Origin of the sequence: Variimorphobacter saccharofermentans, from assembly GCF_014174405.1 — a bacterium.
In the GTDB taxonomy this organism is placed as follows: Bacteria; Bacillota; Clostridia; order Lachnospirales; family Lachnospiraceae; genus Mobilitalea; species Mobilitalea saccharofermentans.
Window position 1 is genome coordinate 860,669 of sequence record NZ_JACEGA010000001.1, and the last position, 15,536, is coordinate 876,204.

A 15,536-nucleotide genomic window follows, 5' to 3' on the forward strand; every position below is an offset into this window, starting at 1 on the left:
CGGTAATAAATACCACTTTCTTAGTTATTCTTTTCGTTGTAAATAAATAGAAATCCTTGCTTGAAATAGTCTATAATACAGACTAGTCTCACAATTCATCAATAACAGTTGATGTCTACCAGAATATGTATTATTATTTATCTATTGCAATTTATAAATGTATTTTATCATAACTAAGACAAGGTTTATATCGGAGAAAAAGCATGAGCAAGGAATTGATTTGTATAAAACAATTATCTAAAAGCTATGGCAACAAGAAAATATTGAATAATATTGATCTGGTGATAGAGGAAGGGCAATCCATAGCATTACTCGGAAATAACGGTACAGGTAAAAGCAAAAGAAGGCTATAAGCTTAGAGAAATGAAGGGTAAACTGGAATGAAAGAATTACTAAAATACCATACAAGAATATATCTGAAGTCGAATAAATTGGTCATGCCATTATTATTATGGCTCGTCTTTTTAAGAATAGGGTATTCGCAAAAGCCCTTGGAATATTTACCTAATATCGTAATGTCTGCCGGAGTTCTGCTATTTATTACGTCCTGGTTAGGGTTTAGTTACATGGATCTGGAGGATCCGATTACAGAACAGATTATGATCTTAAAGCTTTCCTCCATACATTGGTATAATATAAGTAAAATAATATTTTTGATAGGAATCAGCCTGATGATGAGCCTGATCAGTGTTGCCGTTCCTGTAATTCAAAATATATTGCTTCGTGGTTCGCTGTTTAAGCGAGAAATTATTTACTCCGATGTATTAGGCGCGGTGTTATTGCATTTTCTAATTGCAGTACTTGGTGCAATGGTAGGAGCATTGGCTCATCCCCGAATTATAAAAAATCGTAAGCTTGCTGTATTGGCAGCGGGATCCGTAGCATTAATCGGTTATACAATCGGTATTATTAAATCCAATTTTCCTGTGGCAAAGCTTGTGATTTGGGTATTTCCCCCGGTGTATGATATCCTTGAGAAATTTAACGGGCTAGAGTATTTTAGCCTGAGCAATATGCTGATACCGGTTATATACGGATGTGTATATATCATATTATATATTTTGTTGCAGATGTTTCTATTATATAAAGTGAAATATTAGTTTGCCATAGAATGGAGGATACGAATGAAAACAATAGGATTAATCGGCGGAATGAGCTGGGAATCTACAGTGGAGTATTATAAGATTATCAACGAAGTGGTAAAAACGAGATGCGGTGGGCTGCACTCCGCAAAATGTTTATTATATAGTGTGGATTTCGATGAAATTGAACGTTGTCAGGCATCAGGAGAATGGGAAAAGTCGGGAAGGATACTGGGAGAGGCTGCTAAGTCTCTGGAACGAGGGGGAGCAGACTTTATTCTGATCTGTACCAATACCATGCATAAGGTCGTGAAATATATCGAGGATGCAGTAAGAATTCCGGTTTTACACATTGCGAAAGCAACAGCGGATTGTATAAAGAAGGAGAAGCTTCATACCATTGGATTATTAGGTACAAAGTATACAATGGAACAGGATTTCTATAAATCAAAATTGGAGGAGAGTGGCCTTACCGTGTTGATACCGGACTCCTCCGAGAGGGAGTTTGTGAATAAAGTTATCTATGAGGAGCTTTGCCTAGGTAAGATTGAACCTGCCTCCAAAGAAATATACCATCAAATAATTAGACGTCTGTCGGAGAGAGGAGCACAGGGAATTATACTGGGTTGTACCGAAATTGGCTTACTGGTAAAGCAGGAAGAAACAGAAATTCCTCTCTTTGATACTACCAGAATACATGCGATAGAAGCGGTAAATGTGGCTTTATAGCGATGAATGTATCACAATAATTATCTTTTCTGAAAGTATAAGTGAAACATATTTCTCTTAAAATCAAGTAAATGCTCTTCCTTCATTTTATGAAGCTCCCTTAACATGGAGCTGCGGTTAACACAGAGAAAGCTTGCCATTTCCTTGTGATTGAAGGGTGAGGTCACTTGTCTGGGATTCGATTGTTCAACAGATAACTGCAATAGATAAGCGAGAATACGCTCACGTATGGTCTTTTTCGATATAATTTCAATCTTGTCCATCAGAGAACGGCATTTATAGGCTAACAGATTAACCAAATTCTCATTCAGCCTTTGATGGTATCTGCAATTGTTCTTGCATAGGTGTAATATGTTGTCGTACTTGATAAACAAGACGGTACAATCAGTAGCGGCGCGGTAATTTACTGTGCTGCTCTGGATGTGAGGACAGATAAATACCTCACCGAATAAATTATCTTGATGAATCTCCGTATAAAAATAGATATTACCAGCATAATCTTCCTTTTCCATGAAGATCCTTCCGGATATTATTAGGCCGATAAAGTTGATCTGATTACCTTCATGGATAATATATTCATCTTTTTTATAAGATTTCTTTATTAAGGATAGGCATTTTAAAAGCTTCTCCAGTTCTGTTTTATTAATTCCTTTAAATAATGGATGATTTTCTAATATATCTTTCATAATAATACTCCATTCAACCGCAAGAAACTCATATTTCTATGAATTGTGTTATATTTATATTTGTGATTATGGTGTCAAAAGTCAGCAATATAGTAACTCAATGAATATTAGTGGATATAAAATATAGTTTATTCCTTTTGTGTTGCAATTGCAACATACGAATATATTTGATTTGCTATAATGAGTAAGGCAAAAATTGAATGAGTATTATTAAACAAAGGAGTTTTATCATGGAATCGTTTGTAATTTTCAAGAATTTAGCATTAATCATTGTTGCTGCAAAGGGCTTTGGTATGCTGGCTAGAAAACTTAAGGCACCACAGGTTGTAGGAGAAATTATAGCTGGTTTAATCTTGGGACCCAGTGTATTAGGGCTAGTGGATCAAAGTGATTTTATAATACAGATGGCGGAAATTGGTGTGGTTTTACTGATGTTTCTGGCTGGCTTGGAGACGAACCTGAAGGAGCTTTTAAAGACGGGTCCCATTGCATTTGCTGTTGCCTGCGCAGGTGTTGCAGTTCCTCTTGTAGGAGGTTATTTACTGTATTCGGTATTTTATGGATTTGCTCCGGCAAGTTCGGATGAATTTTACAGGGCTGTGTTTACCGGAGTTATAATGACTGCAACCTCAGTCAGTATAACCGTTCAGACGTTAAGAGAACTCGGTCGTTTAAAGGGACGAGTGGGAACGACAATATTAAGTGCTGCGATTATTGATGATGTAATCGGTATTATTGTATTGACATTTGTCATTGGGTTTAAAAATCCATCTGTGAAACCGATATCCGTTATAGTGAATACAGTTTTGTTTTTTGCATTTAGTATCGTGGTAGGAATAGTATTTTTCTATATATTTAAGTATTTATCCAAAAAATATCCACATACTAGGAGAATTCCAATCTTTGGCTTAGTACTTTGCTTTGGATTAGCTTATATAGCAGAAAAATACTTTGGAATAGCAGATATCACAGGTGCTTATTTGGCTGGTATTATTTTATGTAGTATACAGGAATCTGACTATATCGCAGAAAAGATGGACATCAGCTCTTATATTATCTTCGGCCCGATTTTCTTTACAAGTATCGGATTAAAAACTTCCATACAGAATTTTACGCCATCCCTAATCCTTTTCTCCATTGGTTTTGTACTGGTAGCATTAATCTGTAAAATAATTGGTTGCGGTATCATGGCAAAACTATGCAGATTTAATGGTATTGATTCACTGAAAATTGGAGTCGGAATGATGACAAGAGGAGAAGTGGCGCTAATTGTGTCCCAGAAAGGACTTGCGGTAGGATTGCTGAGTGGGGAATTCTTTACTCCGGTTATTTTATTAATCATGGTATCGTCTATAATCACTCCAATTATTATGAAGCTGCTTTATCGATCAAAACCTGAAGCTAATATGGAAGGTAATGCATAGATTGTTTCTTATGACGGAATATGGATTCGGATACTGAAGGTGGCGCCGCCTCCTTCGGTATCACGAACGGTAAGCTTTCCACCAAGGAGTTGGATGATTTCCTTCGCAATGCTAAGTCCCAGTCCGAAATGCTGCTTTTCATTACGGGATGGATCAATCCGGTAAAAACGATCGAAAATAAGCTTCTTATCCTTATCAGCAATCCCTACACCGTGATCCTGCACCTCAAGATATAGGAAGTGATTATTGGTGTAACTGCGAAGAATGATATCCTTGTTATTTGGTGAATAAGCCAAGGCGTTATCAAGGAGAATTAGTAAAACCTGTTTTAGCCGTTCTTTGTCGCTGATTATAGCAGGAAGTGCTTCTTCCGGAAGCTCCAAGGATAGGGAATGATCCTTCTGGAGGCAGAGAGGGAGAAAGGCTTCATAGGTTTCTATGAGAAGAGTGTCAGTTTCTACTGGCTCTTTTTTTATTTCCCATGACTTCGCATCGGCGGAAGCAAGGATTAGCATATCATTGATTAACCGAGCCATACGTTTACATTCCTTGTCAATTCCCTCAATGAATTTCTGCGAATCATTAGTAACTGAAGCAATTGCTGAGTTGTTGGCACAGATCACGGAGAGTGGAGAACGCAGCTCATGGGAAGCAGCAGCTATAAAACGACTCTGTTTCTCTTGACTTTCCTTTATTGGCTTAAGCATATTCGTAACAAATAGGACACTGACAAAGAATAAGGCAGCAATACCAGTTGATGGAAGACAAAACAGTCTAAGTAAACCCTCCATAACACTGCGAAAATTTCTCATTGGTTCCGAAGATGATTATTATTGTGAAGTTATGGAGGGGAAGCAGATTTATTTAAAACATTACTGGTTTGATAAGTCTGTAAGCTCCATTCCCGCCAAGGAGCTTACGATATTTGCTCTCAATGATAGCAATACCATTCGTCAGGCCATTGTAGCATATCAAAAGCAAAATCCTGATATTTACATTAATTTCCGGGTTGCAAATAATAATCAGAATGTTATTTACACATATGGTGTAAAAAATCCGAATGAGACACTGTCCATATCAGATTATGTAGAAGCATTGAATACCGAGCTACTTGCCGGTAAAGGAGCAGACATTCTGATATTAGATGGATTACCGATAGAATCCTATATAGAAAAAGGCGTACTGGAAGATATGGAGGATGTTTTACTACCCCAAATAGAGGCAGATGTGCTAATGAAAAATATTGCGGAAAACTATGTGAAAGACGGAAAGATCTATACCATGCCGTTACGCTTTAGGGTACCAATCATATACGGTTCTTCAGAGGCAGTAAATGCATCGAAATCTCTGGAGGATTTAGCAAGGTTCTCCGAGGAGAATACAGAGGTTCCGTTATTCGGAAAGTGTGATTATCGATCTCTGTCCGCATGGATGTTACTTCTCAATTATGGCGATGTGATCAATGCCAACGGAGAAATCAATGAGGAGAATTTCGAAAGGTTCTTACAGAATATAAGCAAAATTGCCCAAAATATACAAGCAGCCGGGGACATTAAGCCTATGGTTATGAATTCTTCGCAAGGAATTTACGTTGGACATTGGGCTATGTTAGTATTTGAGCAGCAGCTTCTGTTACGGTAGCTCAGGTAACCATTGCCAACGCGAAGCAGGACAGACTGCATTACGTTGTAAAAGGAATAGGAACAATGAAGTCAGCGGAGGAGGAGTTTCTTAGTGTATTGCCGGGATATCGTATTGAACGGGTTCGGGTTTCAACGGGAATGAAGGTAGAGAAGGATGAAGTTTTATTTACATACAGTATGGAGGATCTTCAAAAGCATCACTCAGTAATTAAGACTGAGATAGAGAAGTTGAAGCTTCAGATCAAGTATGCTGAGGTAAATGGTTCTTCCATATACAGTTCGACAACAACAGCACCGCAGCTTTCCTATGAACAGGCTGAGGAAAATCTGAGAGTGGCAGAGCTGGCACTTAAGGAAGCAGAGGAGGACTACAAAGAGACAGCGAAAAAAACCAAAAGTGAATTATTAAAAGAGAAAAAGCAGGAATACAAGGAAGCTCAGAAGAAATATGAGGATTGTGAATATAATCATGCGAAATCGCTAACAGAATCCAGAAGAACTTTGGAGGATGCCAAAACGGAATATTCGAAAGCCAATCAACAGGTCGGAGAAATTACATTTTTGATTGATCAGTATCAGTCCTCTATCTTAAGCTCAAATGGATCAGGTGCTCAAAATGCAAAGGAATCAATGCTCAAATCCATATATGGAGGAGAAGCAGGATACATTAAGCATAAGAGCGAGGTATCCATAGCAGAACATAATGTGAGTAGGGCGTCGGACGATCTGAGTTTATTGGAGAAGGAAAGTAAGTTAATTCTCGAACAATATAGTAATCCGGTTACTTCAGCATACAATGCATTGGAAAATGCAAAGGCAAGTTCAGATTTTGACGGTAGTTCACCCAATATACAGGCATTGTTGTTAGAGTACAACAATGCAGTATTGAATTATCAAGGAAAACAAAAGGAATTTGAGTCACAGATTAAGCAACAAAAAAGGAATCTGGAGGATGCGACGATAACAGCCAATGAATTGAAATGGAAGGATATTAGGCTGGATGAACTGTTATCAGCCTTTTATCTATCATTGAATACATCGGGATATGAAACTGCCAGGAGAAATCTATATCAATTTCTTTTGGGTGATAATGCTGAGGCCATCGAGGATAATATAGCGACGAAAGGTTTAGCATTAAGCAGGGCAGAGGAAGATTATAATACGAAGCTTCAGGATAACGAGAGGGAGTTAAAGGACTTAACGGAAGAGATAGCGGAAATAGAGAAAATAATAGAGAGCATGGAGAACGGAACCTATGATTACGAAGAAGCCCTGGAAACGAAAAAGCAAACGATAAAAGCAGCAAATGAAGCGGTTCGTGTTGCCAGACAAAACGTTGCATCGCTTAAGGTACAGTACAATATTGCTATACAAAACGATAAAGATGCAGTATTAACCAATAATTTGGCTGAACCCTCTGTCTATATTAATGGGTATCTTTATCAGAAGCTCTCGAAGCAGATTGTCAATATACCGATATGGCTGTTCTCCTTCTGGTTACTATGGATATGTCTAAAGGTAGTATATTCCTATCGTAAATCATATCCATTGTTCCTTCTTAATGCCAGTGTGTTTCTTATCCTTGCTATCATCATATTGAAGTTTGTGAATTTTCGTATCTATATCCCCCGTGAAATAATTCCAAGTCGCTGGTCAGATTTTGATTTTTGGGGTATTCTGTGGAGCGATATAAAAGCATCGCTGGCAGAGAGGGAACAAATCATGCAGTACTATAAGGATGTACTGTTACGAAAGGAGTTTCATAAAGCTATTGTCGGTTCCCTACTGGCAGCAGGGCTGGAATTGTGTCTATTCATGAGACTGAGTGGATCAATAAAAAAGAAAATTATGGACAAATACGAAATAATCATAAAAGGAATAGTACAAAGAAAGAACGACGATGATTTGAGGAGATAATAGATTTGCAAACCTCGGCAATATGTGGTAAAATATGGGGAGGATATTAGGGAAATGAATCGGTAGATATAAATTATGAAATTATGTATCCGGAGGTTATATCGAGATAATATATATCGGTAATTTATGTAACAGTAAATGCTTCCTACATAATGTCTGAAATCTGGATAAATGAATTGGAGGATACGAAGGATGAAAATCAAATTATTAGGATTTATTTCTATTGGAATATTAATGTGCCTGTTTGCTTATCCCCAAAAGAGCCTTGCTGCGGCTATTACAGAGCAAAATAACGGTAGTTCATCGGTGATAGTCACTTTGGATCCGGAGGGTGGTACGCTAAGTACCACAACAATGAGTGTAACCTATGGCAGCAGTTATGGAACATTACCTACTCCGACGAGAGAGAACTATAACTTTCTCGGATGGTATACCTTCCGAAACGGTGGAATGAAGATTACAGAAGCAAGTAAAGTTATTAAAAACAGTAATCATAAGCTCTATGCCAAATGGCAGGGAAAGGGCACTGCGATTACACTGGATGCACAAGGCGGTGAACTGGAGAAAAATACGGTTATTGTATATTATGGAAGTAAGTTTTATTATCAGCTTCCAAGGCCAACGAGAAAGAATTACACCTTTTTAGGATGGTATACAACTCCCGGGACTACGAATACCAATCCGAATGGTAATATAACCGAAGATACCGGTTCAGCGAATAACAATGATAATCGTTCAGGGAGTGGAAATAATCAAGATAAGGCCACCGGAAGTAAGATAACGAAAAATAGTATCTTTGACGAGAAATCCGGCAAGACACTCTATGCTAGATGGGAAGAGAAGAAGATTAAATTAATTCTGTTTGGGTTTAACGAGGAGCATTATGAGCTTGAGGTCACCAGTGGTAAACCATGTGGAGCACTTCCTTCACCGACTAGAACCGGATATAAATTTGGAGGTTGGTATCGATACAATGATTATTCGGATCCTGATGCAAAGGCCGTTACAAAGGATACGGTACTTAGCGGGATAGATCAGTTGAAGCTATTTGCACGTTGGTATCCGACCCAGAGTGAACGGTAACTGGAATGTTGCGCTCATAAACAATACAGAAATAAATATGAGCTTGAAATTTATTTAAACCTGTATATAATGATTTATAGTATGAATTTATTGTTACATCCTATGTTAAAATATTCATAGGTTAAAGGAAAGGAACTTTATGAAATCCATTAAGGCGTTAGATCGAAAACTTAACTCCGTGCAAAGACCACAAAACAATAGTCGGCGATGCTTTGCTCGGAGGTTAAACCATTAAGTAGCTGATGTTAATACAAGGGAATAAATCTCAAGAGTATAAATATAGCGTTAATTATGGCGTTGCTATGAGTATTATTATTCATAGTAGGACGTTTATTAGTGTGTTGTTTATACTGATATGAGATCTATTTATGTTGTCTTAACATTGGAGCTAAATTTGGTTTGACTGGATGATATTATAAATCTATCTGTAGCAGGGTTTGCCTTGCTACTTTTTTAATGCAAATATATACAGTGGTCTTTGCTTCATCTAACTATTAACTATTAGAGGAGCTAAGAAAATGAAATATATTAATGCACAGAACATATTACCAGAGGAACTAATACAACATATTCAGGAATATATCCACGGAGATTATATATATATCCCACGGAAAATCGGAGAACAGAAAAAGTGGGGAGAGAATAGCGGTGCAAAATACGAACTGACAATAAGAAACCGGGAAATATATCAAAAATACATGGAAGGAAGTACGGTAACTGCATTATCCGAGCAGTATTATCTATCCGAACAGAGTATACGAAGAATCGTCCATGAGGAAAAATCAAAAACGAAACAGAAACGTTCTTAGGATAGAAGTTTTAATATCCATCCTGTATATTAGTTAATACGAAGAATTCATAAGAGGGGGGAAAGCTATATGGCTACAAAACCACACAGAGGAAAGACTTTATTAAAGTTACCTTCTCGCGGTCGTGGAACATGTCCGGTATGTAAGACAACAAGAATAAAAGTATTGTATGATTTGATTGCCGAGGATGGAAGTAAAACAACCGTATGCAAAAGATGCCAGCATAAAAAGCTGGAAACTGTTGCAAATCTGAAATAGAGCGAGAAGGTCACAGATAGAAATAAAGTGAATCAATAAAAGTGAATAAAGTTAATGAAAAAAGCGAGCTCATTGTTGAGCTCGCTTTTTTCATAGGCATGATATTTAATGCATTATTCCAGTGTGGTGATACCACTTACAAATTCATCAATTACTGCTGCCTGATCAGGAGTATAAGACATAATCATAACAACCATGTGCTTACCCTGTTTGTAGCAATAGAAATCCTGGCTGTATACACCGTCATAGGCTGACATTTTTGCAACGGTAAAGGTCTTTCCTGCGATATCCTTTGTTACGGTTTCTAATAACTCATAATCCTCAGAAGGTAACATTTCCATAGCGGAATCTAAATACTCCTGTTCGCTCATTTTGGTACCACCGATGGACATAGCAAGATTTTCATAAATAAGTTGAACATTGCTAAAGGTTTCATTTTCAGTAATCATAAAACCATATACAGTTTTTAACTCAGCAATCTTGTCTAAAAGCTCCTGGCCAGCATCATCTGAATCTGTGCTGATTTCATTTAACTGTGCGATTTCTTCATCAGTAGAAATTGTCCAATTGTCAGAAACAGGGAACTTCATATTAAGCCAGGTATTCTCAAATGTAGTTCCGTTCCAAGCACCTACGGCAAATCCATCATCTCTGCCACCGCTGCATCCGGTTAAAACAAGTGATAAAACTAACAATAAAGTTACAATGATTTTCTTTTGCATTTTCATAAATCTACTCCCTCTTTTTATTATAATACTTTTGTATTCTAACTGTTTACCAAATAAATGGAAAGTAGGGAAAAAGTACTATATTTGGAAGTGTTTTGTCGAATTTTGTATAATGAGATAATATTAGGTATGTTTTAGATCATAAGCTGAAGGAGCAAATTAAAGAGCTGCTAGAAGGTAGTGAAATGAATAGAGTAGGAAATTGACAGATAAATGACATATTTTATAAAAAAATGTAGTAAAAAAGTAAAAATTGATTGATTTTAACAATAATAATGGTATAATTTAATAAATATGTAATATACAGCATATTCTTTTTAAAGGCAAACTTATCGAAAGGTAAGGGCGCAAAGCCATGGATCTAAAGGAAACCATTTCCCATGACCGCCAGGCTGCTAAGTTTTATGTAATAGGTGAATTGGTGAGTACCCAAGTCTCTATTATTTTAAACTTATAAGGAGGAAATATGTATCAGAATGTACACATCTTAGGGGTTGGATCTTATCACCCCAAACGAAAGTCTGACAACCGCCAAGTGATTGATCATTTCAAAAAATACAAGGTGGATGAACATGCCGCGCAGCTGTTTAGAAAGCTGGGAAGAGAAACCAGAACCTTAGCAACAGAAGATGAAACCAGCTTATCTATGGCTGTGGAAGCGGCTAAAAATGCTCTAAGTAATTCTAATTTAATTCCAGAAGATATTGATATGATTATTTCCGTTTCAGATACTCCGGAATACCTATCACCATGCTGTGCGCTATTAATCAAGAACCAAATTCAAGCCACCAATGCACATGCGATTTTTGATATGAACGCAAATTGTGTCGGTATGCTGACAGCCATGGATACAGCTGCTAGATATCTTAAAACAGATGAGAAGTATAAACGGGTACTGGTAGTAGGAAGTCTCTTAATAAGTCCACAAGCAAGAGAGGATGATATGGTTGCATACGGCTGCACTGGGGATGGAGCCGCTGCTATCATACTTGAAAAAAGATTGGAGTCGGAAGAGAGAGGATTACTGGGTTCAAGAATGTATACGGATGATCAGTATTATTGGTCAATTACAATGCCTGCATGTGGTTTCTCAAAGATTGCGGACGAAAAAATCGAAGGTGATAATAAGAAAATGCTTTGGAAGCCCTTCGATTTTAGCTTTTTGTCAGAGAAATGGTCGGAGCTTATAAAAAAATTGCTAGCGGATCGTAAATATAAGCCCGAGGATGCCACTCATTATTTTATGTCACAGTTCTCCTATACGGATATTGTACTTACTATGAAACGATTGGGAAGTGATATGGAAAAGGTTACTTATATTGGAGACAAATATGGATATACAGGCTGTACTAGTCCGGTCATGGCTTTGGAGGAAAGATTAAGATTAAAGCGGTTCAATAAGAATGAGCTATCCATATTCTGTTCGGTCGCTTCAGGGTATTCAATGACCGCCTTACTATATAAATGGTAGATACAATAGAGAAGGAGATAAATTATGAACGAAAGAAGCACAATTACAAAATATCAATTTGGCACACTTAAATTTGTACTTATTATCTATTCCATAAGTGCAATCTTAGCAGGAACACTGTTTTTATTTCTTAAAAGAATGGGGCTATTAGGAGAGGTTAAATGGACAGCATTATTTGTGTTAGCCATTCTTATGGTAGTAGAAATCGTTACCTTCAAGGTTATGTATACGAAAACTGTTAAGAATAGTGATCACATAACATCAACCTTTCAAATACTTAAAATAATCATATTAATATTTTCCTATGTGAATTATGTCTATATGGGTCTTATGATTCCTTCAAAAGAGCTTTGGGCATGTGTTTTCTATTTTATTATTTTGGGAGCTTTATTCCTTGATAATAGATTGAATATTGCATTTGTGGTATTGGGAATACTATCAAACATAATCCTGTTTGTTCTCAATCCAACCACGTTACCGGATGAGAAGTATATAGTAAGAGAACTGATATTACGATTTGTAGTAATAAGCTTAATATCATTTGGTATTTCAGCATTTACCTTCTTCTCATCTAAAATATTAAAAAAAATAGAAGCAAACGAAGTTCAAATCAAAAAGCATTATGAGAATAATGAAAAAATGATTAAGAATGTGGCACAAATAGCGCAAAACTTACTGTCTTCTAGTGAAAACCTGTCGGAGATCGCTATGGAGGAAAGTGTTTCTATGGAGAGGATTGCTAATACCAGCCAGGATGCATCCAAGGATGCAGATACCATGTTACATTATATTGAAGATAATAACAAAAGTCTTGGTATGCTGCTCAGATCCAATAAATCCGTCCTGAAAAAGGTGAAGGATACCGAGGATAAATCCACTAAGCTGATTGACATATCAAATCAAAATGAAGAAGCACTTAGTGAGACATTGTCAATTATTACTGACATTAAAAACGACATAGAAAATACGTTAGAAGCAACCCATGTGTTGGAAGAACAATCGAACCGGATGGATGAGATATTTGATATCATTCTCCAGATTTCAATCCAGACGAATTTACTTTCCCTTAATGCGTCAATTGAAGCTTCAAGAGCAGGTATTCAAGGAAGGGGCTTTGCAGTGGTAGCAAAGGAAATCAGAAAGCTTGCAGACAGCACCCGTGTATCGTTAAATGATGTGGCTACGATTACGCAGGACTTTAAAGAAAGGGTGCTTTCGGTTAAGGGACTGATGACGGAGAATGCAGAAAAGGTGAACCACGGTAACGAAATTCTAAGTAATACTGTGCAAAATATTACGGATATGATCGTAGATCTCAAGAAATCAGTGAATAACATCAATGAAATCAGTAATCTTACTAGTTCCATGCTGTAGGGAACTCAGAACACAGTGGAATTAAACAGCAAAATAACGGAGACGACAAATAAAACCATAGACAGTTTTCATATAGTATTTAATTCCATTAGTGAAAATCTGGCTACCAGTGAGGAACTGGCTAGCAGTGCCGAAACACTGAAGAGTATTGCAGAAGATATGTATAAGCTGATCTCCGATGAGTCATAAGACAATTATGGATGCTGTCTGATACGCTTATCTGATTAAGTTCTGGTATAAGTTCTGTCTATTCTGCCATACTGGTAATGTAATGAATTACTAGGAGGGAATAGAATGACGGATGATAATAAGATGAGGAGTACCAAAAATCATAAGAAGGAGGATGGAACCTTCCATTCCAAACATATTAAACATGACCCTCAGGCAGAAAGTGCCCGGGCCGTATTTGGATTAAAGGAGGACAATCCAAAGAACAAAAGTAGTCATAGTAGCAGATGATGAAATTACAAAAAGTGGATATACTGAGGATGCTTCACAACATATTATCTGACTGTGAAGCATCCTTTTTTCGGGGAGGGAAATGAAAGACCCACTTGCCAATTTCAGTATGGCATGATAAAATATATTTTGATAATCAAAGTATTTAACATTTGGTATAATGAGTGGAAAGAGGGAAAACATGATAATTGAACCTAAAGTAAGAGGGTTTATCTGCATGACGGCACACCCGGAAGGCTGCAAAGAAAATGTTGCCAGACAGATATCGTATATCAAAAAATTAGGAAAAACAGAGGGACCAAAAAGGGTACTTATAATAGGTGCATCTACCGGTTATGGACTGGCAACCAGAATTGCTGCAACCTATGGATGCGATGCTTCAACGATTGGAATAATGTATGAAAAACCAGCTAATGACCGAAGAACGGCTACACCGGGCTGGTATAATACGAAAGCTTTTGAAGAGTTTGCTACAGCGGATGGTTATTATGCCAAAACCATTAATGGGGATGCTTTTTCTAAAGAAATTAAAGAGCAGACGATTGAATTAATAAAAAGTAGCATGGGAAAAGTGGACATGGTAGTCTATAGTTTGGCAGCACCCAGAAGAACCATGCCGGATGGAACGATTTACAACTCCGTACTAAAGACAGTTGGCGGTAATTTTACGAACAAGTCATTAAATTTGAATAATAATACCATAACAGAGGCAACTATTGGTCCGGCAACGGAAGAAGAGATTCAAGCTACAATTAAGGTAATGGGCGGTGATGACTGGAAGGACTGGATTACTGAACTGGATGCTGCCGGTGTATTGGAGGAAAAGGCGGTAACAATCGCATACTCTTATATTGGACCCAAGCTGACCTATCCGGTTTATTATCATGGAACAATTGGTCTTGCAAAAGAGCATCTATACAATACCTCTGTTGAGATTACGCAGGAGTTTTCTTCAAGAGGAATTAAAGCGTATATCTGTGTGAATAAGGCTCTTGTCACACAGGCCAGTTCAGCGATTCCTGTTGTACCGTTATATTTTGCAATACTGTATAAGGTTATGAAGGAGCATGGGCTTCATGAAGGCTGCATCGAACAGATGGGACGTTTATTCCATGATAAATTGACGCCAGTAGGAGCGATAGTCGATGAAATGAACCGTATTCGCCTGGATGATTATGAGATGCAGGACCATATTCAGCATAAGGTGATGGAGCTATGGGATCAGATCAACACGGAAAATGTGAATGAGCTGGCAGACTTGACAGGGTATTGGGAAGATTTCTACCATATGTTTGGTTTCCGCTATGAGAACATTGACTATTCAAAAGATGTGGATATATAACGAGATCGGTATCCAGTGCCAGAAGATTATAGGATATCGATTTATTATATCAGGTTGACAGATTATGCTTTTTATGATATTTTTGCATCAGATTATACGACTGACGGAAGTGGAATTAACCACATGAAGTATAATATACAAGAGGAGATTCATATTTCACTTGTTAGATAAAGCCGACCGTCTGGGCGAGAGCCTGGATAGTTGGCTCTTTTTGTTGATACATATTAATCACGGAAAAGGAGAGTATGGAATTGGTGCAGGGCAGCAATCAAGAATTCATTGTACCAGACTGGCTGGTAATAAAGCAGATACCTGGTTTCTAAGACAGGCGCCAAAGGTGCTGAATCTGTTCCGTTATATTGCACAGCCCGGAGGATCTGTACGGGATGAGCATGTGATAAAGACCTGCGATAAATATGGTATTGCCATGGCATTTACAGGGGTTCGTCTTTTTCATCATTAAGGACTGATATAATCTCCTTTTGAATCTAAATATCTGATAATGATAGATTTATAGGTATTATTGCATAG

The 15,536-nt window shown here is 37.4% G+C and carries 17 protein-coding genes, 1 pseudogene and 2 riboswitches; of the genes and pseudogenes, 15 read left to right on the top strand and 3 right to left on the bottom strand.

Features of this window, described 5'->3' with window-relative positions:
• The first annotated feature begins 203 nt into the window (after positions 1-203).
• From H0486_RS03860 to H0486_RS03870, 3 genes are read left to right on the top strand one after another with little or no spacing between them, the layout of a single operon-like run.
• A complete protein-coding gene (locus H0486_RS03860; RefSeq protein ID WP_228351735.1) occupies positions 204-353 on the top strand; it encodes a P-loop NTPase family protein in 150 nt (49 codons plus the stop codon).
• Positions 354-380: 27 nt separating this feature from the next.
• Positions 381-1,100, top strand: coding sequence for a hypothetical protein (locus tag H0486_RS03865; RefSeq protein ID WP_228351736.1), 720 nt, complete (start codon positions 381-383; stop codon positions 1,098-1,100).
• A gap of 24 nt (positions 1,101-1,124) precedes the next feature.
• Entirely contained in the window at positions 1,125-1,811 is a 687-nt protein-coding gene (locus H0486_RS03870) for an aspartate/glutamate racemase family protein (RefSeq protein WP_228351737.1), read from the top strand.
• Positions 1,812-1,831: 20 nt separating this feature from the next.
• On the opposite strand, the gene H0486_RS03875 is transcribed toward H0486_RS03870, so the two are convergent.
• Positions 1,832-2,497 (bottom strand): Crp/Fnr family transcriptional regulator, encoded by a 666-nt coding sequence (locus tag H0486_RS03875; RefSeq protein ID WP_228351738.1) that lies wholly within the window; start codon positions 2,495-2,497, stop codon positions 1,832-1,834.
• Positions 2,498-2,727: 230 nt separating this feature from the next.
• Between H0486_RS03875 and H0486_RS03880 the strand changes: the two genes are divergently transcribed.
• Positions 2,728-3,921 (top strand): cation:proton antiporter, encoded by a 1,194-nt coding sequence (locus H0486_RS03880; RefSeq protein WP_228351739.1) that lies wholly within the window; start codon positions 2,728-2,730, stop codon positions 3,919-3,921.
• An 8-nt stretch (positions 3,922-3,929) separates the two neighbouring features.
• Here H0486_RS03880 and H0486_RS03885 read toward each other — a convergent pair whose 3' ends face one another.
• Positions 3,930-4,712, bottom strand: coding sequence for a sensor histidine kinase (locus H0486_RS03885; protein WP_228351740.1), 783 nt, complete (start codon positions 4,710-4,712; stop codon positions 3,930-3,932).
• Between the two features lie 52 nt (positions 4,713-4,764).
• On the opposite strand from H0486_RS03885, the gene H0486_RS03890 reads away from it, so the two are divergent.
• The 5 genes from H0486_RS03890 (at position 4,765) to H0486_RS03910 (ending at position 9,631) form a co-directional block, all read left to right on the top strand.
• Positions 4,765-5,562 (top strand): ABC transporter substrate-binding protein, encoded by a 798-nt coding sequence (locus H0486_RS03890; protein ID WP_228351741.1) that lies wholly within the window; start codon positions 4,765-4,767, stop codon positions 5,560-5,562.
• 65 nt (positions 5,563-5,627) lie between these two features.
• The gene (locus H0486_RS03895; RefSeq protein ID WP_228351742.1) at positions 5,628-7,481 is read left to right on the top strand and encodes an HlyD family secretion protein; all 1,854 of its coding nucleotides are present in this window, start codon (positions 5,628-5,630) and stop codon (positions 7,479-7,481) included.
• A 192-nt stretch (positions 7,482-7,673) separates the two neighbouring features.
• Positions 7,674-8,564 carry an InlB B-repeat-containing protein gene (locus tag H0486_RS03900; RefSeq protein WP_228351743.1) on the top strand — a complete coding sequence of 297 codons (891 nt, stop codon included), beginning with the start codon at positions 7,674-7,676 and terminating at the stop codon, positions 8,562-8,564.
• Between the two features lie 518 nt (positions 8,565-9,082).
• A complete protein-coding gene (locus H0486_RS03905) occupies positions 9,083-9,373 on the top strand; it encodes a CD3324 family protein (RefSeq protein ID WP_228351744.1) in 291 nt (96 codons plus the stop codon).
• A 69-nt stretch (positions 9,374-9,442) separates the two neighbouring features.
• A complete protein-coding gene (locus H0486_RS03910) occupies positions 9,443-9,631 on the top strand; it encodes a hypothetical protein (RefSeq protein WP_228351745.1) in 189 nt (62 codons plus the stop codon).
• A gap of 113 nt (positions 9,632-9,744) precedes the next feature.
• Here H0486_RS03910 and H0486_RS03915 read toward each other — a convergent pair whose 3' ends face one another.
• On the bottom strand, positions 9,745-10,359 hold the full coding sequence (locus H0486_RS03915) for a hypothetical protein (RefSeq protein WP_228351746.1): 615 nt from the start codon (positions 10,357-10,359) through the stop codon (positions 9,745-9,747).
• A gap of 312 nt (positions 10,360-10,671) precedes the next feature.
• A riboswitch (cyclic di-GMP riboswitch) is annotated at positions 10,672-10,759 on the top strand.
• A 66-nt stretch (positions 10,760-10,825) separates the two neighbouring features.
• On the opposite strand from H0486_RS03915, the gene H0486_RS03920 reads away from it, so the two are divergent.
• The 6 genes and pseudogenes from H0486_RS03920 to H0486_RS03945 form a co-directional block, all read left to right on the top strand.
• Complete coding sequence (locus H0486_RS03920) at positions 10,826-11,830, top strand: ketoacyl-ACP synthase III (RefSeq protein ID WP_228351747.1); 1,005 nt, start codon at positions 10,826-10,828, stop codon at positions 11,828-11,830.
• A gap of 24 nt (positions 11,831-11,854) precedes the next feature.
• Complete coding sequence (locus H0486_RS03925) at positions 11,855-13,204, top strand: methyl-accepting chemotaxis protein (RefSeq protein ID WP_228351748.1); 1,350 nt, start codon at positions 11,855-11,857, stop codon at positions 13,202-13,204.
• 15 nt (positions 13,205-13,219) lie between these two features.
• Positions 13,220-13,393, top strand: a complete 174-nt coding sequence (locus H0486_RS03930) for a hypothetical protein (RefSeq protein ID WP_228351749.1) — start codon at positions 13,220-13,222, stop codon at positions 13,391-13,393.
• A gap of 105 nt (positions 13,394-13,498) precedes the next feature.
• Positions 13,499-13,663 (top strand): CPC_1213 family protein, encoded by a 165-nt coding sequence (locus H0486_RS03935; protein ID WP_228351750.1) that lies wholly within the window; start codon positions 13,499-13,501, stop codon positions 13,661-13,663.
• Between the two features lie 181 nt (positions 13,664-13,844).
• Positions 13,845-15,005, top strand: a complete 1,161-nt coding sequence (fabV, locus tag H0486_RS03940; protein WP_228351751.1) for an enoyl-ACP reductase FabV — start codon at positions 13,845-13,847, stop codon at positions 15,003-15,005.
• A gap of 86 nt (positions 15,006-15,091) precedes the next feature.
• Positions 15,092-15,199: riboswitch (ZMP/ZTP riboswitch) on the top strand.
• A 53-nt stretch (positions 15,200-15,252) separates the two neighbouring features.
• Positions 15,253-15,468 (top strand): annotated as a pseudogene (locus tag H0486_RS03945) (phosphoribosylaminoimidazolecarboxamide formyltransferase); the annotation flags it as partial.
• Positions 15,469-15,536 lie beyond the last annotated feature (68 nt).

What these genes read in the sequence shown, in the direction of transcription:
- H0486_RS03860 (WP_228351735.1), top strand. Translation starts at nt 204, where the DNA reads ATGAGCAAGGAATTGATTTGTATAAAACAATTATCTAAAAGCTATGGC.
- H0486_RS03865 (WP_228351736.1), top strand. Translation starts at nt 381, where the DNA reads ATGAAAGAATTACTAAAATACCATACAAGAATATATCTGAAGTCGAAT.
- H0486_RS03870 (WP_228351737.1), top strand. Translation starts at nt 1,125, where the DNA reads ATGAAAACAATAGGATTAATCGGCGGAATGAGCTGGGAATCTACAGTG.
- H0486_RS03875 (WP_228351738.1), bottom strand. Translation starts at nt 2,497, where the DNA reads ATGAAAGATATATTAGAAAATCATCCATTATTTAAAGGAATTAATAAA.
- H0486_RS03880 (WP_228351739.1), top strand. Translation starts at nt 2,728, where the DNA reads ATGGAATCGTTTGTAATTTTCAAGAATTTAGCATTAATCATTGTTGCT.
- H0486_RS03885 (WP_228351740.1), bottom strand. Translation starts at nt 4,712, where the DNA reads ATGGAGGGTTTACTTAGACTGTTTTGTCTTCCATCAACTGGTATTGCT.
- H0486_RS03890 (WP_228351741.1), top strand. Translation starts at nt 4,765, where the DNA reads ATGGAGGGGAAGCAGATTTATTTAAAACATTACTGGTTTGATAAGTCT.
- H0486_RS03895 (WP_228351742.1), top strand. Translation starts at nt 5,628, where the DNA reads ATGAAGTCAGCGGAGGAGGAGTTTCTTAGTGTATTGCCGGGATATCGT.
- H0486_RS03900 (WP_228351743.1), top strand. Translation starts at nt 7,674, where the DNA reads ATGAAAATCAAATTATTAGGATTTATTTCTATTGGAATATTAATGTGC.
- H0486_RS03905 (WP_228351744.1), top strand. Translation starts at nt 9,083, where the DNA reads ATGAAATATATTAATGCACAGAACATATTACCAGAGGAACTAATACAA.
- H0486_RS03910 (WP_228351745.1), top strand. Translation starts at nt 9,443, where the DNA reads ATGGCTACAAAACCACACAGAGGAAAGACTTTATTAAAGTTACCTTCT.
- H0486_RS03915 (WP_228351746.1), bottom strand. Translation starts at nt 10,359, where the DNA reads ATGAAAATGCAAAAGAAAATCATTGTAACTTTATTGTTAGTTTTATCA.
- H0486_RS03920 (WP_228351747.1), top strand. Translation starts at nt 10,826, where the DNA reads ATGTATCAGAATGTACACATCTTAGGGGTTGGATCTTATCACCCCAAA.
- H0486_RS03925 (WP_228351748.1), top strand. Translation starts at nt 11,855, where the DNA reads ATGAACGAAAGAAGCACAATTACAAAATATCAATTTGGCACACTTAAA.
- H0486_RS03935 (WP_228351750.1), top strand. Translation starts at nt 13,499, where the DNA reads ATGACGGATGATAATAAGATGAGGAGTACCAAAAATCATAAGAAGGAG.
- fabV (WP_228351751.1), top strand. Translation starts at nt 13,845, where the DNA reads ATGATAATTGAACCTAAAGTAAGAGGGTTTATCTGCATGACGGCACAC.